Origin of the sequence: Lentzea guizhouensis, assembly GCF_001701025.1 — a bacterium.
GTDB lineage: Bacteria > Actinomycetota > Actinomycetes > Mycobacteriales > Pseudonocardiaceae > Lentzea > Lentzea guizhouensis.
The window spans coordinates 6,220,681-6,241,914 of the sequence record NZ_CP016793.1; the positions used below are offsets into that span (position 1 = coordinate 6,220,681).

Annotated in this window: 19 protein-coding genes and 1 pseudogene; 13 read left to right on the forward strand and 7 right to left on the reverse strand. The window is 70.0% G+C overall.

The features are described 5' to 3' along the window. Positions 1-109: 109 nt before the first annotated feature. From BBK82_RS30475 to BBK82_RS30510, 7 genes are all read right to left on the reverse strand, one after another. Complete coding sequence (locus tag BBK82_RS30475; RefSeq protein WP_065918068.1) at positions 110-661, reverse strand: NADPH-dependent FMN reductase; 552 nt, start codon at positions 659-661, stop codon at positions 110-112. After that, complete coding sequence (locus tag BBK82_RS30480; RefSeq protein WP_065918069.1) at positions 658-2,109, reverse strand: 4-hydroxyphenylacetate 3-hydroxylase family protein; 1,452 nt, start codon at positions 2,107-2,109, stop codon at positions 658-660. The genes BBK82_RS30475 and BBK82_RS30480 overlap by 4 nt, the downstream gene beginning before the upstream one ends. A 228-nt stretch (positions 2,110-2,337) precedes the next feature. Next, on the reverse strand, positions 2,338-3,390 hold the full coding sequence (locus BBK82_RS30485; RefSeq protein ID WP_065918070.1) for a PLP-dependent cysteine synthase family protein: 1,053 nt from the start codon (positions 3,388-3,390) through the stop codon (positions 2,338-2,340). Beyond that, complete coding sequence (locus BBK82_RS30490) at positions 3,387-4,589, reverse strand: M24 family metallopeptidase (RefSeq protein ID WP_065918071.1); 1,203 nt, start codon at positions 4,587-4,589, stop codon at positions 3,387-3,389. The genes BBK82_RS30485 and BBK82_RS30490 overlap by 4 nt, the downstream gene beginning before the upstream one ends. Positions 4,590-4,644: 55 nt before the next feature. Continuing rightward, positions 4,645-5,628, reverse strand: coding sequence for a UDP-glucose 4-epimerase GalE (gene galE, locus BBK82_RS30495; RefSeq protein WP_065918072.1), 984 nt, complete (start codon positions 5,626-5,628; stop codon positions 4,645-4,647). 2 nt (positions 5,629-5,630) lie between these two features. Then, entirely contained in the window at positions 5,631-7,964 is a 2,334-nt protein-coding gene (locus tag BBK82_RS52875; protein WP_218920371.1) for a glycosyltransferase, read from the reverse strand. A 77-nt stretch (positions 7,965-8,041) separates the two neighbouring features. Then, complete coding sequence (locus BBK82_RS30510; protein ID WP_083268249.1) at positions 8,042-8,668, reverse strand: hypothetical protein; 627 nt, start codon at positions 8,666-8,668, stop codon at positions 8,042-8,044. A 338-nt stretch (positions 8,669-9,006) separates the two neighbouring features. On the opposite strand from BBK82_RS30510, the gene BBK82_RS30515 reads away from it, so the two are divergent. From BBK82_RS30515 to BBK82_RS30575, 13 genes and pseudogenes are all read left to right on the forward strand, one after another. Beyond that, positions 9,007-9,960 carry an NAD-dependent epimerase/dehydratase family protein gene (locus tag BBK82_RS30515; protein WP_237047666.1) on the forward strand — a complete coding sequence of 318 codons (954 nt, stop codon included), beginning with the start codon at positions 9,007-9,009 and terminating at the stop codon, positions 9,958-9,960. Next, positions 9,957-10,943: a GNAT family N-acetyltransferase gene (locus BBK82_RS30520; protein ID WP_065918075.1), complete on the forward strand. Its 987-nt coding sequence runs from the start codon at positions 9,957-9,959 to the stop codon at positions 10,941-10,943. Before BBK82_RS30515 ends, BBK82_RS30520 begins: the two co-directional genes overlap by 4 nt. 11 nt (positions 10,944-10,954) lie before the next feature. Beyond that, the gene (locus BBK82_RS30525; RefSeq protein WP_218920372.1) at positions 10,955-12,514 is read left to right on the forward strand and encodes an alkaline phosphatase family protein; all 1,560 of its coding nucleotides are present in this window, start codon (positions 10,955-10,957) and stop codon (positions 12,512-12,514) included. Further along, a complete protein-coding gene (locus tag BBK82_RS30530; RefSeq protein WP_218920373.1) occupies positions 12,511-13,410 on the forward strand; it encodes an ABC transporter ATP-binding protein in 900 nt (299 codons plus the stop codon). Before BBK82_RS30525 ends, BBK82_RS30530 begins: the two co-directional genes overlap by 4 nt. Beyond that, the gene (locus BBK82_RS30535) at positions 13,400-14,179 is read left to right on the forward strand and encodes an ABC transporter permease (protein WP_065918077.1); all 780 of its coding nucleotides are present in this window, start codon (positions 13,400-13,402) and stop codon (positions 14,177-14,179) included. Before BBK82_RS30530 ends, BBK82_RS30535 begins: the two co-directional genes overlap by 11 nt. A gap of 11 nt (positions 14,180-14,190) precedes the next feature. Beyond that, a complete protein-coding gene (locus tag BBK82_RS30540; RefSeq protein ID WP_065918078.1) occupies positions 14,191-14,811 on the forward strand; it encodes a phosphatase PAP2 family protein in 621 nt (206 codons plus the stop codon). Positions 14,812-14,878: 67 nt separating this feature from the next. Next, positions 14,879-15,175: an acyl carrier protein gene (locus BBK82_RS30545; protein WP_237047667.1), complete on the forward strand. Its 297-nt coding sequence runs from the start codon at positions 14,879-14,881 to the stop codon at positions 15,173-15,175. A gap of 22 nt (positions 15,176-15,197) precedes the next feature. After that, a pseudogene (locus BBK82_RS30550) lies at positions 15,198-16,426 on the forward strand (beta-ketoacyl-[acyl-carrier-protein] synthase family protein). Beyond that, positions 16,423-17,553: a beta-ketoacyl synthase N-terminal-like domain-containing protein gene (locus tag BBK82_RS30555; protein WP_065918080.1), complete on the forward strand. Its 1,131-nt coding sequence runs from the start codon at positions 16,423-16,425 to the stop codon at positions 17,551-17,553. The pseudogene BBK82_RS30550 and the gene BBK82_RS30555 overlap by 4 nt, the downstream one beginning before the upstream one ends. After that, positions 17,550-18,443 (forward strand): beta-ketoacyl synthase N-terminal-like domain-containing protein, encoded by an 894-nt coding sequence (locus tag BBK82_RS30560; protein WP_065918081.1) that lies wholly within the window; start codon positions 17,550-17,552, stop codon positions 18,441-18,443. Before BBK82_RS30555 ends, BBK82_RS30560 begins: the two co-directional genes overlap by 4 nt. Next, the gene (locus BBK82_RS30565; protein ID WP_083268251.1) at positions 18,440-19,219 is read left to right on the forward strand and encodes an alpha/beta fold hydrolase; all 780 of its coding nucleotides are present in this window, start codon (positions 18,440-18,442) and stop codon (positions 19,217-19,219) included. The genes BBK82_RS30560 and BBK82_RS30565 overlap by 4 nt, the downstream gene beginning before the upstream one ends. Further along, complete coding sequence (locus BBK82_RS30570) at positions 19,216-20,100, forward strand: thioesterase family protein (protein WP_065918082.1); 885 nt, start codon at positions 19,216-19,218, stop codon at positions 20,098-20,100. Before BBK82_RS30565 ends, BBK82_RS30570 begins: the two co-directional genes overlap by 4 nt. Beyond that, positions 20,097-21,233, forward strand: a complete 1,137-nt coding sequence (locus BBK82_RS30575; RefSeq protein WP_065918083.1) for a beta-ketoacyl-[acyl-carrier-protein] synthase family protein — start codon at positions 20,097-20,099, stop codon at positions 21,231-21,233. The genes BBK82_RS30570 and BBK82_RS30575 overlap by 4 nt, the downstream gene beginning before the upstream one ends. The last annotated feature ends 1 nt before the right edge of the window (position 21,234 follow it).

A 21,234-nucleotide genomic window follows, 5' to 3' on the forward strand; every position in this document is an offset into this window, starting at 1 on the left:
CTGAGCCCGGCCTCGTTCTTCGGCGGGCTCAGGTCGAGCGTCGTTCTCCGGCTGCTGCGTCGACTCCGTTCGGCCGTGGCGTTGCAGGTCGTGGAGGCCACAGCAGCGGTCATTCGGCGAGCGGGAGGACGTCCAACCCGGCGGAGCGTCGCAGTGAGAGGGTCGCTGACGTCAGCACCCGCAACTCGGCGACCATGTCCGCGAGCCGCTCGTGCTCCGGCGCGAAGCCGGGGTCGTGGTGCCCGGACCCCGTGACGACCACCTGGGTGGGCGTCGTGACGCACCCGAGCGCCCTGGCGACGGTCCGCAGGTGCTCGCTCGCGGTGATCGCCGCGAGCGAGGCACCGACGGTGACCACGCCGACCGGCTTGCCGCGCAGATCGTCGGTGGACAGGTGGTCGAGGCAGTTCTTGAGCAGCCCGGAGTAGCTGCCGTGATAGCACGGCGTCACCCACACCAGCATGTCCGCGTCCTGCACGAGACGCCGCAGCGAGTCGACTGCGGTGCAGGGACCGGAACCCAGCAGCGGCAACGGCTGAGCTGTCAGGTCCCACAGCACGGCATCGCCGCCGCGCAGCCGTACCTCCCGGCAGACGGCGGCGGCGACGGCTCCGGAGCGGGAGACACGGGTGGCCGCACCCGCGAGGACGAGCGCGGTCACGGGAACACCTCGGCGGGAACCGGGTGCAGTGCCCGGTTGACGGTCTCCAGCAGACCTGACGTGTCGTAGCCGAGGTACTGGGCGGCCGCCAGACGCACCGGGTCGCCGGAGTGGTAGCGCTCGTACTGCATCTGACGCTGGCCGAACGAGCTGCCGGTCGCGTCCCACGCGAGCTTGAGCAGCCGGACCCGCGACTCGGCGGAAGTGCCGTCGCCGGCGCGGAAGAAGCGTTCGATGCCCGGCCACAGCTCGCTGCGCAGATCCTCCTCGGACGGTGTGCTGAGCAGGCTGCCGCCGCCGAGCAGCTGGATGACCTCGATCATGCGTGCGCACATGCGGGGGAAGTGGTAGCGCAGAGCCATGATCGGTTCGACCGCCGGCGTCCAGCTGTCCCATGGGGACATGGATGCTCCTGCCTCCGCGGCCAGCACGCCCGCCCTGGCGAGCTCGAGTGAGCCGAGCACGTCGCCGAGCATCTCCTGCACGTGCAGGAACGTCCGGGTGCCGGACATCTCCGCGAGAGCGATCGCGATGCCGGCCAGCAGCTCCGCCTTGGCCACTCCGCGCACGATGCCGTGGTGCCCGGTGTGGTGGCGGGCCGTGGTCGCGTCGTAAAGGCGGTTGGCGAGGTCGACGTCGCCGTGGAAGAAGACTCGTTCCCACGGTACGAAGACGTCGTCGAAGACGCACGTCGCGTCGATCTCCTCGTACGGAGCCAGTGGGTTGCTGACGAGCCGTTCCGGGTTGACGAGCGGTTCGCGGCAGACGATGCGCAGTCCTGGCGTCGCGATCGGGATGGCGAACGCCGCGGTGTAGTCGTCGTCGCCGGGCGCGTACTTCGGCAGCGGGAACACCACGATCTCGTCCGCGATCGGCACGAGCGTGCCGATGAGCTTGGCCCCGCGCACGATGATGCCGTCGGACTTCCGGCGCACGATCTTCAGGTGCACGAACGGGTCGTCCTGCTCGCTCGACGACCGGCCGCGGTGCAGCGGCGGGTTGATGGTCGCGTGCGCGAGAAAGCGGTCGGTGCGCACGCACTCCGCGTGGAAGTCCCTGATGTTGCGCCCGAACCGGGGATCGACCCCGGCGAAGAAGCTCGCTGCCGAGCCGAAGGCCGTCACCGCCGTGTTCACGAAGTCGGGCGAGCGGCCGAGCAGGCCGAACGTGGCCTGCGCGGCGACGTTGAACGCCGTGCCCCGCCTGCGCAGCTCGTCGCCGTTGCGCGGCACGACAAGCGACAACGGCTGCGCCTCGCCGTCGCGCGAGCACGTGAGGACGTCGCGCAGCTCGGGGTCGTGCTGCAGGTCGTAGAGACGCGCCACGGTCCGCGCCGTCGAGCCGAGCACTGGTTCGGTCAGCGCGTCGTCGACGCGCCGCCCGCCGAGCCAGACCTCGCGGCCGTCCCGTAGCCCCGCGAGGTAGTCCACACCGGTTCGGATGGTCATCGGCTGATCCCCAAGGTTGTGGTAGTTGCCTGGAGTGAAGGCCCCAGGTGCCCGGGGCTGCGCGGTGTGGCTGATCGGGTGGCACCCACCGGGTGGCTCGCAGGGAACGGCCGCTCCGTCGTGCCGGGCGCCCTGGCCGCGGACTCGGATCCGCTGCGGAGTTGTCGCTGTGGTGGCGGATTGTCCACTGGAGTGGCAGAACTTTCACACCGATCGCGCCGCGGCCGGCTACGGCTTGACACGATCACTCGGACTCCGTTCGGCCGCGACAGCCACGGCCTCGGGTTCGTGTGCGGGCGAGCGGGCGTGGTGCAGCAGTTCGTCGCGCCGGTGCCACAGCAGTTCGGGCGCGGTGCCGTGGTCCCGCAGCCAGTCGTCGTCGTAGGACTCGTGCAGGTAGTTCGCACCCGTGTCAGGCGCGATGGCCAGCACCGACTGGCCGGGGTGGTGCATGGCGTAGGTGAGCGCCGCGAAGACGACCGCGCCGCTGGACTCGCCGAGCAGCAACCCCTCCGCCTTCGCGAGCACCCGGCACGTCGACAGCGCCTCGATGTCGGCGACCCGGTGCAACGAGTCGACCAGGTCGTGCCGCAGGTTGCCCGGAGGCCAGCTCAGCCCGATGCCACGGATCCGGTACGGCGCGAACCGGTGCCCGAACGCCGACGAGCCCGCCGCGTCGACCGCGCGGACGTGCAGTGCGGGGAAGTGTTCCCTCAACGTCGAGCTGACCCCGCTGAGGTGTCCGCCGGTGCTGACCGCGACCACCAGCGCGTCGAGCGCGTCGAAGTCCTTGGCGATCTCAGGAGCGGTGGTCACCGTGTGCGCGCGGGGGTTGTCGGGGTTGTTGTACTGGTCGAGGGTTACCGCACCGGGAACCTGCTCGACGAGCGTGCGCACCCGGCGCACGCGGGCGGCCTGGTAGCTGCCGTTGCTGTCCGCCTCGGAGACCACGTCGAGCCGCGCGCCGAACGCCCGCGCGTAGTTGAGCACCGACTTGGGCGTCTTGGGGTCGACGACCAGCACGACCGGATACCCCTTGACCGCACCGATGAGCGCGAGCGACTTGCCGAGGTTGCCGGAGGTGGACTCGATGATCGTGCTGCCCGGCCGCAGTCCCGCGGTCTCCGCGCGCTCCACCATGTGCAGCGCCGTGCGGTCTTTGATGCTGCCGGACGGGTTCGCGCCCTCCAGCTTCACGTGGACGTTGGCGCCGGGGAGCAGCGTGCGCAGCCGGACGACGGGCGTGTCGCCGGACGACGACAACACGTTGTCGTGGATCATCGCCCCTCCCCGGCGATGATCAGCTCCCGGCTGAGCGTGGTGAGCAGGCGGTTGCCGTCCTCCTCGACGACGAACGGATCCTCGACGTGCACGGCGCCGAGACCGAACTCGTAGTAGGGCGTCTCGATGTTGACGACGGTGCCGGGTTCGAGCTCGTCGGTGCTGCCGGGCCGGATCAGCACCGGGTCGTACACCTCCACGCCGATGCCGTGGCCGACGTGGTTGCGGTGGTAGTGCGGCACCCCTGCCTCGCGCACGGCGTCAACGGTCGTCGTGAACAGCTCCGCACCGGTCATGCCCGGCCGTGCGACGTCGAGCGCCGCTTGCTCGCCCGCCAGCATCGCGGCGTAGAGCGCGGCGACGCGGGGTGACGGCTCGCCGAGCGAGCACACCCTGGCGATGTCGCACCAGTAGCCGTCGACCACCGCGCCGACGTCGAACCACACCGTCTGTCCCTTGTGGACTCGCGTGTCGGTGGGCCGGCGCTGTCCCGCGACGGCGTTGCGGCCCACCCTGATCAGCGTGAACTTCGGCGTACCGCCCTGCGCCACGACCGAGCGGTTGAACTCGCGGACCAGGTCCCGTTCGGTGACGCCCTCGGCGATGATGGCCGTGGTCGCCAGGATCGCGTTCTCGGCGACGGCCGCCGCCGCGGCGATGAGGTCCTGCTCCCGTGCGGTCTTCACCTGGCGGACGTGCCGCAGGTGCGCGGCGCCCGGCACGATGCGGCACCCGGGGAGCAACTCGGCGAGCGAGGTGATGAATCCCGCCGGCACGCCTTCCTCGTCGACGGCGACGCGGCCGCCGCCGGGACACTTCCTGCGCACCGCATCGGCGAGCGCGGCGAGCGCGTCGTCGAAGCTGAAGTCGCTCGACACCTGGTACAGCAGACGTTCGTCATCATCTGGCTCGTAGCCGGCGGACTTCTCGCGGTAGAACGGCCCGTACCCGATGGCGTCGGAGATCTTCTCGTCCGCGTCGAGGAACTGGTCCACCTCGCAGCGCCCGCAGACGAACACCGCTCCCGCCGTCGTGTCCTGGCCGAGCACTGCGAACGCCCGTCCGCTGTGCGGGAACATGCCGAGGTGGACGCTCTCCACGCCCGTCAGGTAGGTCAGGTTCTCCGCGGTCGTCGTGGCAACGGCGGCGAGATCGTGCTCAGCCATGCGGCGCTGCAGGCGTTCGTGGTTGACGCGCATGCGCAATCCCCCTCTTTCCGGTGTTGGCGTGAATGCGGTGGTCCGCCGAGGATGGTCAGGCGGGTGCGGAGGCATCGGACGTGTGCCAGAGCCACGCGGACCGCACCATGTCCGTGAGGTCTCGTTTCGGCGTCCAGCCGAGGACACGTCCGGCCAGCGCGGCATCAGCCCACGACACCGCCGGATCGCCCGGCCTGCGGGTGCCGATCGGCTTCGCCAATGGTTTGCCCGAGACCCGTTCCACCTCGTTCACCACTTCCAGCACGCTCACGGCGCTGCCCCGGCCGAGGTTGTACACGCCGTTCAACCGCGTGCTGCCGAGCATTTCGAGCGTCCGCACGTGCGCCTCGGCGAGATCCTCGACGTGGATGTAGTCCCGCAGCGCCGTGCCGTCGGGCGTGGGGTAGTCGCCGCCCGCGATGGCGAACTCCGGTCCGATGCCGAGCGCGGACATCACCACGCGCGGCACCAGCTGGCTCGTGCCCTCGTGCAGGTGCTCCCCGAGGGACCCGTCCTCGGCCGCGCCCGCGACGTTGAAGTACCGCAGGCTGGCGTGCGCCATGCCGTGCGAGCCCGCGATCCACCCCAGCATGCGTTCACACGCCACTTTCGTTTCACCGTAAGGACTTTCCGGACGCAGCGGCGCGCGCTCGTCCACCGGGCAGACCTGCGGCGTTCCGTAGACCGCGCAGGAAGACGAGAACACGAACCGGCGCACGCCGTGCGCGGTGGCGGCAGACAGCAGGTTCGCGGTACCCACGACGTTGACGTCGTAGTACAGCCCCGGCTCCCGCATCGACTCCGCCGGCGACTTCAACGCGGCGAAGTGCATCACCGCGTCGGGCCGGAACCGCCCGACCGCCCGGTCGACCTCCGCGCGGTCGCGGATGTCCGCGACGACGAGTGGCACGTCGGGCACCGCCTGGCCACGACCGGTGCTGAGGTTGTCGAACACGAGGATCTCGTGGTCGCGCTGCTTCAGCTCGCGCACCACGAACGACCCGATGTACCCGGCCCCGCCGGTGATCAGCACGCGCATGATCAGCCGACCCCGTCCGGCGCGACCCGCACGAGCGCGCCCATCCGGAACAGCAGCGCGGCCGTGTCCTCCGGTGAGACGAGCCCGTCGTCGGCGAGCGCCGCCGGCGAACCAGCCTCAAGCGCCCGCTTGACGTGCTCGTAGGTGCGCATGGGCAGCTCGGAGATCTCAGACGTCCTGGGCACGAAGACGAATCCGGTGTCGACCTCGGCACGCCACTGCACCTTGCCCCAGGACAGTTCGGGGAGCGTGGTCTCGAGCGGCAACGTCTTGAGCGCCTGCAGGTCGAGCGCGAACAGCAGGTGGCGCAGTTTGCCGTCGAGCATGTGCGCGGTCAGGATCGTCCGGCGCGCGTTGGCGCCCATGGCCTCGGCGAGGCCGCGGTCGGCCGCCAGTTCGCGCATTGCCGCGAGGAGACCCTCGTCGTCGTCGACCAGCAGCCCGTCGACCCGATCCGTCACGATCTCCGGGATGCCGCCAACGCGCGACGCGATGACGGGTTTGCCCGCGCCCATGGCCTCCTTCACCGCGAGAGGGCCGGTCTCCGGCACCGTGCTCGCCAGCACGACGACGTCGCTCGCCGCGATGACCGGACCGACGTCGTCGACGTGCCCGAGGAACGTCACCCGCCCGGCGACGCCGAGCTCCGCGGCCAGGTCTTCGAGCTCCGCCCGCATCGGACCTTCGCCCGCGATCACCAGGTCCGCGTCCACCTCGGCGAGCGCGCGGAGAACGCGGTCGATGCCCTTTTCGTGCGACAGGCGCGCGAGCACCGCGAACGTCGAGCGGCCGGGGTCGAGGCCGAGCTCGGACTTCGCCGCGGCGTGGTCGATCGCGTCGAGTTCGTCGAGGAACCGGCGGTCCACACCGCTGTGGATCACCTCGACCGAGCCGTACGGCACGGACTCCTCGCCGAACTGCCGCTCGGCCTGCTCGTGCGACGTGGCGATCAGCAGGTCGGCGCGTTGCAGGAACGCCCGCGCGGAGCCGTGGACCTCCAACGGGTACGCGGAGTGGCGGAACAGCATCACCATCAGGTTCTCCGGCGCGGGCGACGTCGCCTCGTGCAGCACAGCGGCGTCGTGGCGTCCCGTCGCACACACCACGTGCGCATCCGGCACGACCGCGCGGACGGCATCGACCGCGCTCGCCGGGTCCTCGGCGAACGACGTCACCTCGGTGATCGGGATCTCCGCCGCGTGCAAGGCCTTCGCCATCCGGCCGCCGCTCTCGGCGACCACGTGCACCGCGTGTCCCGCGGCGCGCAGACCCCGGACCACGGAGAACATGTAGCGGTGCTTGCCGCCCCACGCCTGGTCCGAGACAGAAAGAACGATCTTCATCGGACCTCGAACCCTTCGAACACCTGGCGATCCAGCAACGCGCTGGTCGGCCGCCGCGAAGTCCCAGAAGATCTGGCGCAGCTCGTCCTCGGTGTACTCGTCGACCTCCTGGGCGAGCTGCTCCTGCGCCTCGACCCAGATGTCCTTGATGGACTTGTCCTTCACGTTCCCGAGTGGCGTGGAGCTGTAGAGCCTGCTCATCGTCACGTCGCCGGTCGCGGAGATCGCGATGCTGCTGTCGCGCACGAGGTACGGGAACATCACGACGTCCTCGCTCTCGCCGTTCTTCTGACCGGGCACCAGGTAGGGGGCGTTGAGCGCGAGGTGGAACTCGACGTCCGGCACGCGCCTGCGGAACTCCTCGACCTGCTCGTTGAGCTTCATGGTCTCCTGCTCGGTCAGCAGCAGCCGGTTGCGCGCGCCGCGACCGTGTGCCCGGACGAGGATGTAGTTCTGCCGGCGGAACCCCTCACGCCGCAGGAAGTCCGTCAGGTCGAACACGTTGTGCAGGTTCGTCTTCATGACGGTCGTGAGCACGCGGAAGCTGGAGACGCGCTCGTTCATGTAGGACGCGTTCTCGATGACCTTGTCGAACGCGTCGACGAGGCGGACGGCCTCGAACGTCTCCCTGGTGCCGTCGATGCTCACGCGGATGGCGTCGATGCCGCACTCGATGATCTTGTCCATCTGCTCGCGGGAGTGCGCTGCGGCGTTCGTGATGAGTGTGACCGTGGACGTCCTGAGCGTCGGTACCACGTCGATGAGGTCCCAGAACCCCTTGCGGAGGGTGGGTTCGCCGCCGGTGAGCGTGATCTCGAAGGTGTCCATCTCGTCGAGCTCGTACATCACGTCCTCGAGCTGGCTGATCGACAGCATCTTGCGACGGATGTGCGCGGGGATCTCCCCGGTGTTGGTGCGGCAGTGGATGCAGCGCAGATCGCAGGCGTACGTGACGTCCACGCTCGCCCGCACGGGCGCTGAGTACCCGGTCATTGCATTCGCTCCTGGAGTAGATGACGTCCGAAGGGCGGGGGCCGTGCCGGTGGCCCCCGACCCGCCTGCTTTCGGTGTTACGAGGTGATCTGGGTCGTGGTGAGCACGGGGTTGGGGTCGAGGAAGCAGGAGTTCGACAGGGGCAGCGACCCGCCGTCCGGCGTCTTGGCCACCACGTCGAAGGTGAGGCTGGGATCGGTGTGACTGGACCCGCCGAACCTGGTCTCGACGGTTCCTCCGTCACCCGCGCGCAGCACGACCGAGAACGTCGGAAGCGTGAACGACGCTCCCCCCGCGATCGGGCCGGGAACGGTGAGCAGCAGGCCGTCGGGTCCGATGCTCGTCGACGGGGGAGTGTCGCCGAGTCCGGAGCCACCGCTCAACGAGTGCGAGACGTAGCTGCTGTTGGCGGGCAACGGAACCCGGAACACCAGATTCGAGATCTGCTGGACCGAGTCCGGGTCCGTCGTCGAGCTCGCGGCCACGAGCGTCGCGGTGAGGTCGCCACCGGGCGCCACGGTCGCGGGTGCGCTGCCGTCGACGGTGTGCTCGAACTTCGACAGCACGTCACCGCCCGGCGACGCGGCCTTGCAGTCGAACACCAGTCGCGTTTCGGCGGCGGAGGCGAGGCCCGCGGTCAGCGGGGCCAACGCGAGTGCCAGCACCGCGGGCAGCGCAGCACGACGGATGAGTGTGTTCTTCACACGGAACTCCCATTCTGCATGATTGACGAGGGGTTGCACACGGCTGTGTGCATTCATGCTTCGACCAGCCGGTTGCGGCCCATTTCTTCCTAGCAGAGGGCAACATGCCCCTAATCGACCGGTGAACCAGTTGACAGGATGTTGCCCTCGGCGCGCGCCGGCGAGGACTTCGTCGGCAGCTTCAGGTCATCGATCCGCTGGTCGATGAAGCGTCAACGGGCCATGGCTAGTCTTCGGGGCGGAACGTGATTGCCGAATACGCGGCCGTGTCCCGTATTCGTGGTACCTGATTTTGCGCCGCTGTTTCCGTATTTTGGGGGTTCTTCATGGGGGCACGCGTGGAGCGTGTGCTGATCACCGGTGGTGCCGGTTTCATCGGCAGGCACCTCGCCGCCAGGCTGCTGCAGGCCGGCTCCGAGGTCGTCGTCGTCGACGACCTGCGGGTCACGCCGTTGCTCGGCACCGTGGGCGAGCTGCGGGCGAAGGCTGTGCTCGAGATGGACCCCGGCGACCTCCGCGGCGTCGACGTCGTCTACCACCTGGCCTCGCACAAGAACGTGCCGGAGTCGTTCGACCGGCCGCTCGACTACCTGGACAACGTCGACTCGGGCCGCCACCTGCTGGACCTGTGCGAGCGGGCGGGCGTGCCGAAGGTGTTCGTCGGCAGCACCTGCGAGGTGTACGGCGCCGCGCACCTGCCCAACCGCGAGGACATGGCGCTTTCGCCCCGCTCGCCGTACGCGTCGTCGAAGGTGGCACTGGAGATGATCGCCCGCAGTCACCAGCAACTGCCTCGGTCGATCACCGAGGTCACCGTGGTGCGGTTCTTCAACGTCTACGGCCCCGGCGAGCGCCCCGACGCCGTGGTGCCCGCGCTGTGCCGCAGCGCCATCCGGGACGGCAGGCTGCCGATCGAGGGCACCGGCGCTCAGCGCAGGGACTTCTCCTACGTCGACGACACGGTCGAACGCCTCGTCCGGCTGGCCGCCGTTCCCACCGGGGCGTCGGGGGGCACGATCAACGTCGGGTCCGGCCGGTCGCACACCGTGTCCGCGCTCGCGCGGCTCATCCAGTCGATCAAGCCGGGTGTCGAGATCGAGCACCGCCCACGCAGGCGCAACGAGATCGCCGAGTTCCTCGCCAGCACCCTGCACCAAGACGAGGTGCTCGGCCCGGTCGCCGAGCCGACCGCGTTCGCCGACGGCGTGCGCAGGACCTACGACTGGTGGCTCGAGCGGCTCTCGGCTGACGTCGACGCTCGCGAGCTCGCCGGCCAGGAGGCTGGACGATGAGCGAGCAGATCATCCCGGGAGTGCTGGTCCGCCTCTACGACCTGCCCGCCTCCGCACCCGCGAGCCTGGCCGGCACGGGTGAGTGGCGCGCGAGGACCGTGCCCCCGTCCGAGCAGGCGGCGCTGCCCTTCGACTGGTCGGTGCTCGGACCGGCCACGACGCCCGCCTCACTATTCCCCGACAGCGAGCTGCTGCTGTTCGAGGCCGGCGACAAACCGGTCGCGTCAGCGGCGCTGAACACGTCCGGCCGGGGCGTGGTGGGACCGATCCGGTTCGACCCCGCGGCTGACCCGCGACTGCTCGGGGAGGTGCTGCACGCGGCGCTGTGGCGGATCCGGTGGCGCGGCTACGCGTACGGCTTCCTCGACACCGCCATGGTCCAGCTCGCCGCGGACGAGCTGCGCACCGCCTTCTGGGAGCTGCCCGACCCGCGCGAACGGCTCGGCGCGGCCGAGCGCGACGACCCGAGCCTCGAATGGGGCGACATCCTCGTCGACCTGCGGGGAACGAGCCTGCCGGTACCCGTGGTCGACCTGGAGCTGGACGGATTCCCGGTCCAGGTGCGGCGACCCGAGGCAGCGGAGCAGTTGCTGCTGGTCGAGTGGATCCGGGACGAGTACGGCCTGGGCTGGGCGTCGGAGATGCAGCGTGCGTTCGCCAACGACCCCGTCTCCGGTGTGATCGTCGCCCGGCGTGGCTTCTCCCAGGACCCACGGGAGTGCCTGCTGGGCTTCGTCGGCTACAACACCGTGCGCACCGGCATGCTGTCGTCGATCGCGCTGAGCCCGGTCGTCCGCGGCCGCCACCCGATGATCACCGCCTCGCTGCTGAAGCTCTGCCTGAGCGAGGCTCGCGCCAGCGGGTTCGACCACGTGGTGCTCGGTGGCGTCAGCCGGAGGCAGGCGGCGCTGATCGGGATTCCGGCCGCGTGGACGATCCCCGGCTCGTATCCCGGCATCTTCGGCAAGTCCGTCCGCGGGTGAAGGAGGACGTCGTGCGCACACCGAAAGTGGTCGTCTTCTGCATCGACGGGGGCGTCGCGGACGTCGTGCGGCGGTACGGGTTGTTCGACATCGGCACGCGGTTCCCCCGGCACGCGGGCGGTCGGGCGACGGTGCTGCCGACGATCTTCCCGTCCTCGACGGCTCCCGCGCACGCCTCGTTCCTCACCGGCGTCGACGCCGGTGGGCACGGCATCGTCGGCAACCGCTTCTGGTCCGGGGAGCCCGTGGCCGACATCCGCGGCCGATGCGCGAACCCCGTCGCAACACTGCACCCGTACGAGCACACGTCGCTCACCGCGCCGTCGCTGCTCGACTGGTTCGCCGCGGAGGGCGCGAGCACGGCCGCCGTGCAGTTCCCGCAGACGTTCTCCCGCCAGCCGTTCCCAGCGCAGTGCCCGGCGCTGTACTGCCTTTACGCGCCGGCGCGCTCGGTCGACGTCACGCTCACCGAGATGCTCTACGGCACGTTCGTCGGCGGCTGCGTGCTCGAGTACTACGAGCAGCCCGTCGAGGTGATGGTGACCGACGTGGCCGAGCCGGACGGCGAACGGGTGGTGCTGGTACAGGTGCAGGACGGTGACCCGGTCCGGCTGCGGTACGGCGCGACGGGTCGCGTCCGGGGTCACGTGCGGGAGGGAGCGGTCTCGTTCGCGATCACCCCGTCCGCCCTCGACGGCGGCCGGGTGCGGCTGGCCGTGGGCACCGCGGTGCTGACGATGGCCTTCGGCGGACTGACCAACGCCGAGCTGGCGCACCTTGACGGGCCGAGCTCCCTGTCGGTCGAGTACACGGCCAATCCCGGCCACGACTTCCACGAGGCGCCCAGCGCCGACTGGATCGGCAGGGCCGCGGTGCACGTCGCGCAGCGGTACGAGCCGGACGTGCTGTTCGTCCGGTTCAACCAGGCCGACCACGCTCAGGAGCTCCTGTACTGGCATGCCGCGCGGGGCGCGCGGGACGAGTCCACGCTGGCGCGCGCGCAGATGCTGCAGGCTTACCGAACGATCGAGGCGAACGTCATGATGATCGCCGAGACGATCGGTCCCGATGCCAGCTACGTGTTCTTCTCCGATCACGGCATCGACTGGGTGGAGACCCACATCCGGCCGGACAGCGTGCTGGAGGACCTGGGCTGGACAGATCGGATGATCTTCCAGGGCGACTCCAACTGCGCGTTCCTGTACGCGGACACCCCGCTGAGTGCGGCGGAACTGGAGAAGCTGACGGTCGCGGTCACTTCGTTGCACCCGTCGGTGCGGGTGCTCGACGCCGCCGGGCTGCGGTCGTTGGGCCTGCGAGCCGACGGGCCGAGGATTGGTAGGCTGGCGATCACGTCCGGTGCGCACACCGAGTTCCAGTACTCGCCGGGCCCCCGGTGCGAGGCCGTTCGCTCGGCCTCGCACGGCTACCTGCCGACCGACCCCGCCATGAGCGGGTTCTTCCGGATGTCGGGTCTTGGCACCGAGGGGCTCCCCGCTCCGCGCGGGCTGACCGCGGCAGCGGATGTCGTGCGCACGATCTGGCAGCGCCGACAGGAGCCGAGCAGTTGATCGCCTACGAGGTCGTCGGGGTGTCCAAGCGGTTCTCGCCCACTGGTGCGCCGGTGAACGACGACATCACGTTCTCGGTGGCGCAGGGCGAGTTCTTCGGACTGCTCGGGAGCAACGGGGCGGGCAAGACCACGCTGATCAAGCAGATGATCGGACTGCTGAAGAGCGACAGCGGCAGCATCCGGCTCTTCGGTCACGACGTCGTCGCGGAGTCGCGGTTCGTCGGTACGCAGGTCGGTTACATGCCGCAGACGGCGTTCGCGCTGAACAGCCTTCGAGTGTGCGAGGCACTGTACTTCACGGCGTACCTGCGGGGCCTGTCGTCGAAACAGGCGCGGCGGCAACGTGACCTCGTGATCGACCGGCTGGACATCGGCGACTGCCGGAACAAGGTCGTGCGGCAGATGTCCGGCGGCGAACGGCGGCTGCTCCAGCTCGCCGTCGCGATCATCGGCGACCCGCCCGTGCTGATCCTCGACGAGCCGACCAACGAGCTGGACCCCGTGCGCCGCAGGCAGGTGTGGGATCTGCTGCGCGGGCTCAACCACGACGGCCGCACGATCATCCTGATCACGCACAACGCGTTGGAGGCCGAGCAGGTCATCGAACGCGTGGGCATCATGCGCGACGGCCGGATGGTCGGCCTCGGGCAGCCGGGCGAGCTCAAACGACGGCTGCCCCGATCGCTCACGCTGGACATCACCCTGCGCGACGGCACGCCCGTGGACCTGCCGAACTACGTGGTCGTGCAGAGCCGGCACCGGGACAGGGTGACGGCGCAGATCGAACTGGAGGACCTGCCACGCCTGGTGGCGGAGGTGGACCTGCGGGAGCTGCTCGAGTTCCGCCTGCAGTTCAAGACACTTGAGGACGTGTACTTCGACCATGTTCAGTGACCCGACCGGCGTCGGCAACCGTGCGCCGCAGAAGTTCCCCCAGGTCGTGTGGGCGCTGTTCCTCATCCAGATGTCCAACTGGCGCTGGTCGTGGCCGCAGATGCTGCTCACCGGCATGCTCGGCCCGATGGCGACCATGGGCGCACTCGGGCTCTTCGCGCGCAACAGCGGCCCCCAGGCCGTCCAGTACGTGCTGGCGGGCAGCATCACCATGGCGCTGCTCTTCGAGACGCAGAACAAGGTCGCGAGCAACTTCGCCTTCATGAAGACCACCGGTGCGTTCGACTTCTACGCCTCGCTCCCGGTCCGCAGGGAGGCGTTGATCATCGGGACGGTCGGCGCGTTCACCGTGCTCGCACTGCCCGCGGTCGTGTGCACGTCGCTCTTCGGGATCTTCGTGCTGGACGTGCCGATCAGCCCGTCACCGTTGTTCCTGCCCGTGCTGGCGTTCGTGGTGCTGCCGTTCGCCGGGCTGGGGGCGTGGGTCGGCAGCCGGTCGAGCACGATCGACGAGGCGTCGTCGGTGAGCCTCGGGATCACCATGGCGATGATCGCGGTCGGCCCGGTGACCATCCCCGAGCAGCTGCTGCCGCGGTTCCTGGTGTGGCTCGGGCACCTCAACCCCGCGACCTACGCCTCGTCGTTGCTGCGGCAGGTGCTCATCGGCGAGATCGCACCCCGGGCCGCGCTCGACGTGGTCGTGCTGGTCGTCTTCTCGGCCGGTGTGTGGACATTGACCCGGTACCGCACGAAGTGGCGGGCGGCGTAAGGGGACTTCGCATGACTGGGGGGCCTGTCCGGTGGTTTCTGCTCGGCTGGCTGGGGGTGCACGTCCTGGCGTCAGCGTTCGTGCTTCTGGCGGATGACGACGCGACGAGCGAGGGACTGTGCCGCGCGGGGCTCGGGGAGGTGGCGCGGGCGCTGAGCGCGCTCGGCAACCCGATGCCGGTGACCGTGCTGGCAGCGGCGTCCGCGGTGGCGGCGCTCGTCCTGCGGCGGTGGTGGGCCGCGGTGGTGCTTGTCGTCGTTCCGTATCTCGCGACGTACACCACCGGTCTGCTCAAGAACGCGTTCACCCGGCCGCGGCCCGTGTTCGAGTGCGTGGCGGGCGGGGAGTTCGGGTTCAGCTTCCCCAGCGGGCACGCGGTCGGCGCGACCACTGGATTCGTGCTGGTCGCGGTGTGGGTCGCGAGTCTGCTGCCGCAACGGTTCACGCTGGCGGTGTGCATTCCCGCCGCGGTGCTCGCCGGAGCCGTCGCGTGGTCGCGAGTGGCGCTCGGCGCGCACTACGCGACAGACGTGGTGGCCGGCCTGGTGTGGGGCACGCTGTGGGTGATGCTGGGCGCGGGCCTGCTCGTTGTTGGCAAGAAGATGCCACAGAACGCGGTCGAATCGCTCTGAACGATCACCGTTTGCAGGTTCCGGCTACTTTCCTTGAAGGTCGGCGAATCCGCTCATAAGCTCGGATGTGAGTGCAACCACCATTCTCACATTCTTCCGGAGGCTTATCGTGTCTTCGTCCGTTGAGGACCGCCAAGAGAAGATCAAGCAGATTGTCTGCGAGATCCTGGAAATCGATCCCGACGAGGTGACCGAGACCAGTCTCTTCGCCGAGGACCACGACGCGGACTCGTTGCGCGCCATCGAGATCCTGGCGGCGCTGGAAAAGCAGCTCGGAATTCTGATCGACCAGCAGGAACTCGTCCGCATGGTCAACCTGCGGGGAATCAACGCGGTCGTGGACGGCGTGCTCGCCGCACGCTGAGCGAGCCTTCTTTGGGGGATGGATGCAGACGTCAGGGGTGGACCACCGGGTCGTGGTCACCGGCCTCGGTGCGGTGTCGAGCGTGGGGCTCGGAGTGGACGAGTTCCTCTCGGCGATCCGGGACGGGCACAGCGGGGTCAGGCCGATCACGGCCTTCGACACCACGGGTTTCCAGTACGCCAACGGGTGCGAGGTCGTCGGGTTCGACGCGGCTGACTGGATCAGCAACGTCGACGTCGCCGAGCTGGGCCGGGCCGGCCAGTTCTCGGTGGCCGCAGCCAGGATGGCGGTGTCGGACGCGAAGCTCGACGAAGAGCTCCTGCGCGCCGCGCGGACGCTCGTGTCGATCGGCACGACCAACGGCGAGTCGCGTGACCTGGACCGGTTGGTGGAACAGGAGATCGAGCACGGGCCGCGGGGCATGCAGGCCGCGCTGGCCCGGCGGGTTCCCGCCGGTCGGCTCGCGGTCGGAGTCGCACGCGAGTTCGGCCTGGTCGACGTCGAGGCGATCACCGTGGCCACCGCCTGCTCGGCGGGCAACTACGCGATCGGCTACGGCTACGACGCGGTGCGCGCGAGGTCGACCTCGCGTTGTGCGGTGGCGCGGACGCGTTGGACCGCAAGACCTTCACCGGCTTCTACCGGTTGGGCACGATCGCGCCGGAGCGCTGCCAGCCGTTCGACCGTGATCGCAAGGGCATCCTCACCGGCGAGGGCGCGGGAGTGCTCGTGCTGGAGAGCCTTGAGTCCGCGCTCGCCCGCGGCGCCCCGATCTACGCCGAGGTGCTGGGGTACGGGCTCAACTGCGACGCCCACCACCCGGTGGCGCCCAACGGCGACAGCGTCGCGCGGTGCATGCGTCTCGCGCTGCGCAACGCGAAGGTCGAACCGGGCGAGGTCGACTTCATCTCCGCGCACGGCACCGGGACCAAGGCCAACGACGTCACCGAGTCACGGGCGATCCGCGAGGTGTACGGCGACGCGAGGCCACCTGTTGTCTCGATCAAGTCGATGATCGGGCACAGCATGGGAGCGGCCAGCGCGCTGGCGTCGGTCGCGTGCGCGCTGGCGATCACCGAGGGCTTCGTGCCGCCCACGATCAACCACGTCGAGACGGACCCGGAGTGCGACGTCGAATGCGTGCCGAACGTGCGCGTCGACCGCGAGGTCAACGTCGTGCAGAACAACGGGCTCGCCTTCGGCGGCAACAACTCCGTGGTGGTCTTCGGCCGGTACCGGGAGGCGTCGTGAGTCACGACATCGCGGGGATTGGCGCGATCACCAGCGTGGGCCGCGACGCCGACGAGGTCTTCGAGGCGCTGTGCTCGGGACGCACCGGGCTCAGCGAGCTGCGGGCATTCGACCACGCGAAGTTCCGCGCGCGGGGGGCGTTCGAGATCGACGACCGGCTGACGCCCGGCGTGGACGAGCCCGGCCGGGCCACCCGGTGGCTGGTCGACGTGATCGCGCAGGCCGTGAAGGACGCCGGCATCGGCGAGGACCTGACCGACGTGCCGATCATCGTCGGTACGGGGCTGCGGGAGCTCAGGTCGGCCGAGCTGTGGTGGCGCGACGGCGCCGTGTTCGAGGCAGCCGACCTCGACTTCGGGCCCGCGCTGCGCAGGCGGTTCGGCGCGCTGACCTCCTACACGTTCGCCAACGCGTGTTCGGCGTCGTTGCACGCGGTCGCGCTCGGCGCGGACCTGGTCGACTCCGGGCAGGCGGACACCGTGGTCGTCGCGGGCGTCGACTCGATCACCGAGAGCATGAACGGGTTGCTGGACCGGGTGAACCTCGAGCCACCCGACCGCGTGCGGCCCTTCGACCGGGCACGCAAGGGGGCGCTCATGGGGGAGGGCGCGGCGGCGGTGGTGCTGCGCAGGGCGAGCCCGTCAGCGCACGGGCGGCTGCGCGCGGTCTCGTTGAACTGCGATGCCAAGCACGTCACCGCACCAGACCCCCGCGGCATCGCCGACGCCATCGAGAACGCGCACGCGCGGGCGGGTGTCGTGCCCGGCGACGTGGACCTCGTCTTGCTGCACGGCACGGGAACCCTGCTGAACGACGAGGCCGAGGCGCGTGCCATGGCCGCGGTGTTCGGTGAGGAGGTCGGGCGCCCGCACGTCGCGGCGATCAAAGGCATGACCGGGCACACCTCGGGCAGCGCGGGGCTGCTGGGCCTCGTGGTCGCGGTGAAGGGCATGGCGCACGGCCGCGTGCCGCCCGCCGTGGGACTCACCAATCCGATCGAGGCCGCACAGGACTTCCGGTTCGCGCACGAGGTCGTGCACGACCCGGACCTGCGGGTGGCCCAGGTGAACGCGTTCGGCTTCGGCGGTGTCAACGCCGTGGCCGTCGTGGAGAGGGCGACGTCGTGACCGTGCGGATCAACGGGGTCGGGCTCGCGTTGCGCGGTGTGAGCAAGCCCGCGGACCTGCTGGCCGACATCCCGGTCGGCGAGGCGCCGCCGGTCGACCCCGCGCAGCGGCTCGGGGCCCGTGGCCTGCGGTACAAGGACCGCGCCACTCAGCTCGCGTTGTGCGCCGTGCGCGACGCGTTGTCCGACGCAGTTGAGTCCGATGTGGAGGGATCGGGCGACGGGCTCACCGCGGTGGTCGTCGCGTCGGTGACCGGAAACCTCGGTACGGTCTGCGCGGTCACGTCGACCATCGCGCAGGAGGGCACGCGCGGCGTCAGTCCGATGGACCTGCCCAACGCGTCAAGCAACGTCGTGGCTTCGTCGGTGGCGATCAGGTTCGGTTTGCGCGGACCGAACCTGACGGTGTGCAACGGGAATACCTCGGGCGTGGACGCGCTGTTCTGGGCGCGTTCTCTGCTTGAGTCGGGCCGTGCCCGCCGGGTCGTGGTGGTCGGGGTGGAGCCGGCCGGCGAGGCGTCTCAACGGCTGCTCGGCGGCGAGGTGCTCGACGGCGCGGTGGCGCTCGTGCTGTCCCGCGAGGGCACCGGCGCGCGGATCGCGGGGTTCGTGCGGACGCGGGAGCCCGCGGCCTGCCTGGACGAGCTGCGCACGCCGGACCTGTGGCTGACGCCCGGACCGGAACCGACTCGCGCCGGTGTGGTCGTACGGGACGTCAACACGGTGTTCGGGCACGCGGCAGGCGCACTCGGGGTTCTGCAGTGCGCCGTGGCCGACGAGTGGTTGCGGGCGAACGACGCGGCGACCGCGGTGATCACGGCGGGCGATCCGGGAGACGTGGTCGGTGGCTGCCTCATCGAACGGGGCCAGGTCGAACGGGGTTCGTCTTGACGTATCACGAGGATCCGGTACGGGTCACGCTCGCCAGGCCCGCGGAGTCGTCCGCTCCGCTGCGCGTGCTGATGCTGCATGGTCTCGCGGGCAGCGCGTCGAGCTGGCGGGAGTTCGGGCCGCTGGCGGACTCCGGATGCGAGCTGTGGGCGGCGGACCTGCCGTGGCGCGGTGAGGGGTTCGGCGGATGGGCGCAGCGGCACGACGCGAGCGGCTGGGTGCTCGACGCCGTCGCGGCGGTCCCCGGCGGGCCGGATGTCGTCATCGCGCATTCCTTCAGCGCCAACATGATGCTGACGTTGCTGGCACAGCACGCCGTGCCTGCCGTACGGGCCGCGGTGTTCGTGGCGCCGTTCTACCGCCCCGCCGTCGAGGACTTCGACTGGCAGACGATCTCCTACTACCTCAACAACTTCCACGAGATCCTGTTGGAGGGCATCAAGGTCAGGGCGAACAGCCGCGTGCGTCCAGACGTTCAGCTCGACATGGCGTTGAAGGTGCGGGAACGCGTGGGCCCCTGCGGGTGGACGAGGTTCTTCGACGCCTACCTGCAGACGCCGACGCTGAGCCTGGACGACGTCACGATCCCGTGTCTTGTCGTGGGCGGCGACCAGGATCCGGCGTCGTTCCCCGCGGACAGCCTCCTGCTGGCTGCCGCGCTGCCCCGCGCCGAGGTCCACGTGCTGCCCGGCAGCGGCCACTTCCCGATGGTGCAGCACCCGCGGGAGTTCGCGGGTCTCGTCAACAGCTTCCTCAGCATTGGAGTACCCGGATGAGCTTGTCCGACAGCACCACGACCCTGCGGGTGCGGCCCGCGTACGAGGGAGCCAACATCGGCCCCTGGATCGGGTTCAAGCACGTCAACTACATCGTCGAAGAGGCGGTGCTGAACCACTTCCGTGAGCGGGGGCTGCCCGCGCACGACCTGTACGAGCGCCATGCCGTCGGACTGGACGTCGTCGAGCTCGACACCCGGATCCTGCACGCGCTGCGCATCGATGAGGTGGTCGCAGCGCACGTGACCCCGTTGCCCGGTGCCGAGTTCCGCTGTCGCGTCGTGATCGAGGCCGAACGGTCGGGCAGGCCGGCGAAGGCCGTGACCTCCACGGCGGCCGCGGTGTTGCGCCGTGACCACGAGCGCGCGCCGGAGGCCGCGCTACCGCACGAGGTGAGCCCGTTCGTGGTAGATCGCATCAGCGGCCCTGTGCGGGACATGCCCCCCGGTGCCAACCGGTTCGTGTGGACGTCGCGAGTGCCCTACTTCTACTGCCACTTCACCGACCGCATGCAGATGTCGGGTTGCCTGCGGGTGATGGAGGAGGTCGTCGACCTGTTCCTCGCGGATCGCGGCATCTCGATCAGGACCATGCTCGACGAGGCCGGCTGGATCCCGGTGGTGCCGCACTCGCGGATCCGGCTGCTCGGCGAGGCCGCCATGGAGGAGGAGCTGCACACGGCGTTCACCGTGGAGGACGTCTTCAAGGACTTCACCTACACCAGCCGGATGGACTGCCACGTCGTGCGCGACGGCCGGGCGGTCCCCATCGCGACCGGCGTGATCACCCACGGCTACGCGGTGATCGAGAAGGGTCCGTCGATGCGCCTGGTCAACTTCGACGACCGGGTGCTGAGCGCACTGCTCGGGGAGGCGGGATGAACGAGGTGGTCGTCACCGGCCTCGGAGTGCTGTCGTGTCTGGGCATCGGCAGCGAACGGTTCTGGAGCGGCATGATCCGCGCGCGCAGCACCCCGCAGCCGCTCGACGATCCGCACGCCAACGTGCGGATGGCGCTGCTGTACCCGGTGCCGGACTGGGAAGAGACGCCGGCGACCGCTACGCGGTTCGCGCTGCGCGCTGCCGAGGAGGCGGTGCGCGACGCGCGGCTCGACGCCCCCGATCCGCGGCGGATCGCGGTGGTGGTCGGCACGGGCATGGGGGAGTCGGCGGCGCACGAGGCCCGCCGGGTGTCCGGCGAGCTCGCGAGCGAGTGGATGCCGACCTTCTCCGTCGGTGCCGCGGTCGGGGAGCTCGTCGGTGCGCGCGGACCGAACACCACTGTGAGCAACGCGTGCGCGGCCAGCGGGTACGCGATCTCGGTGGCCGCCGACCTGATCCGGTCGGGTGAGGCGGACGTCGTGATCGCCGGGGGAGCGGAGGCGTACTCCCGGGTCGGCCTCGGCTGTTTCGACCGGCTGGGCGCGATCGATCCGCAACGCTGCCGTCCGTTCGACCGCAACCGCGCGGGCACCGTGTTCGGCGAGGGTGCCGCGATGCTCGTCCTGGAGCCGGCGAACCGGGCGCGGGCTCGTGGTGCACGCATGTACGCCGAGCTCGCCGGCGAGGGCTGGAGCTGCGACGCCTTCCACAACACGGCGCCAGAGCCGACGGGCGCGGAGATCCGCCGGTCGATGCGGCAGGCGATGACCGATGCCGGGGTGTCGCCGGGCGACATCGGCCTCGTGGTGCCACACGGCACCGGAACCGAGCTGAACGACGCGGTCGAAGCCGAAGCGCTCCACGACGTGATGGGCACGCCGCCGCCCCTCTACAGCCTCAAGTCGCTGATCGGCCACACCGGTGGCGCGGCGGGTGCGATGGGCGTGCTGGCCGCGGCGCTGATCACGCACAACGGCTGGGTGCCGCCGAACGTCCCGCTCGCCGACCCGGACAGCGAACTCGGCCTGTCGCTGCCCGAGACCCCGGCGCGGCTATCGCGGCCGACGGTCGTGGTGAACGCGTACGCGTTCGGCGGCAACAACGTCTCCCTCGTCCTGAGGAAGGTGGTGTGAC

What these genes read in the sequence shown, in the direction of transcription:
- BBK82_RS30480 (WP_065918069.1), bottom strand. Translation starts at nt 2,109, where the DNA reads ATGACCATCCGAACCGGTGTGGACTACCTCGCGGGGCTACGGGACGGC.
- BBK82_RS30485 (WP_065918070.1), bottom strand. Translation starts at nt 3,390, where the DNA reads ATGATCCACGACAACGTGTTGTCGTCGTCCGGCGACACGCCCGTCGTC.
- BBK82_RS30490 (WP_065918071.1), bottom strand. Translation starts at nt 4,589, where the DNA reads ATGCGCGTCAACCACGAACGCCTGCAGCGCCGCATGGCTGAGCACGAT.
- galE (WP_065918072.1), bottom strand. Translation starts at nt 5,628, where the DNA reads ATGCGCGTGCTGATCACCGGCGGGGCCGGGTACATCGGGTCGTTCGTG.
- BBK82_RS52875 (WP_218920371.1), bottom strand. Translation starts at nt 7,964, where the DNA reads ATGACCGGGTACTCAGCGCCCGTGCGGGCGAGCGTGGACGTCACGTAC.
- BBK82_RS30520 (WP_065918075.1), top strand. Translation starts at nt 9,957, where the DNA reads ATGAGCGAGCAGATCATCCCGGGAGTGCTGGTCCGCCTCTACGACCTG.
- BBK82_RS30535 (WP_065918077.1), top strand. Translation starts at nt 13,400, where the DNA reads ATGTTCAGTGACCCGACCGGCGTCGGCAACCGTGCGCCGCAGAAGTTC.
- BBK82_RS30540 (WP_065918078.1), top strand. Translation starts at nt 14,191, where the DNA reads ATGACTGGGGGGCCTGTCCGGTGGTTTCTGCTCGGCTGGCTGGGGGTG.
- BBK82_RS30570 (WP_065918082.1), top strand. Translation starts at nt 19,216, where the DNA reads ATGAGCTTGTCCGACAGCACCACGACCCTGCGGGTGCGGCCCGCGTAC.
- BBK82_RS30575 (WP_065918083.1), top strand. Translation starts at nt 20,097, where the DNA reads ATGAACGAGGTGGTCGTCACCGGCCTCGGAGTGCTGTCGTGTCTGGGC.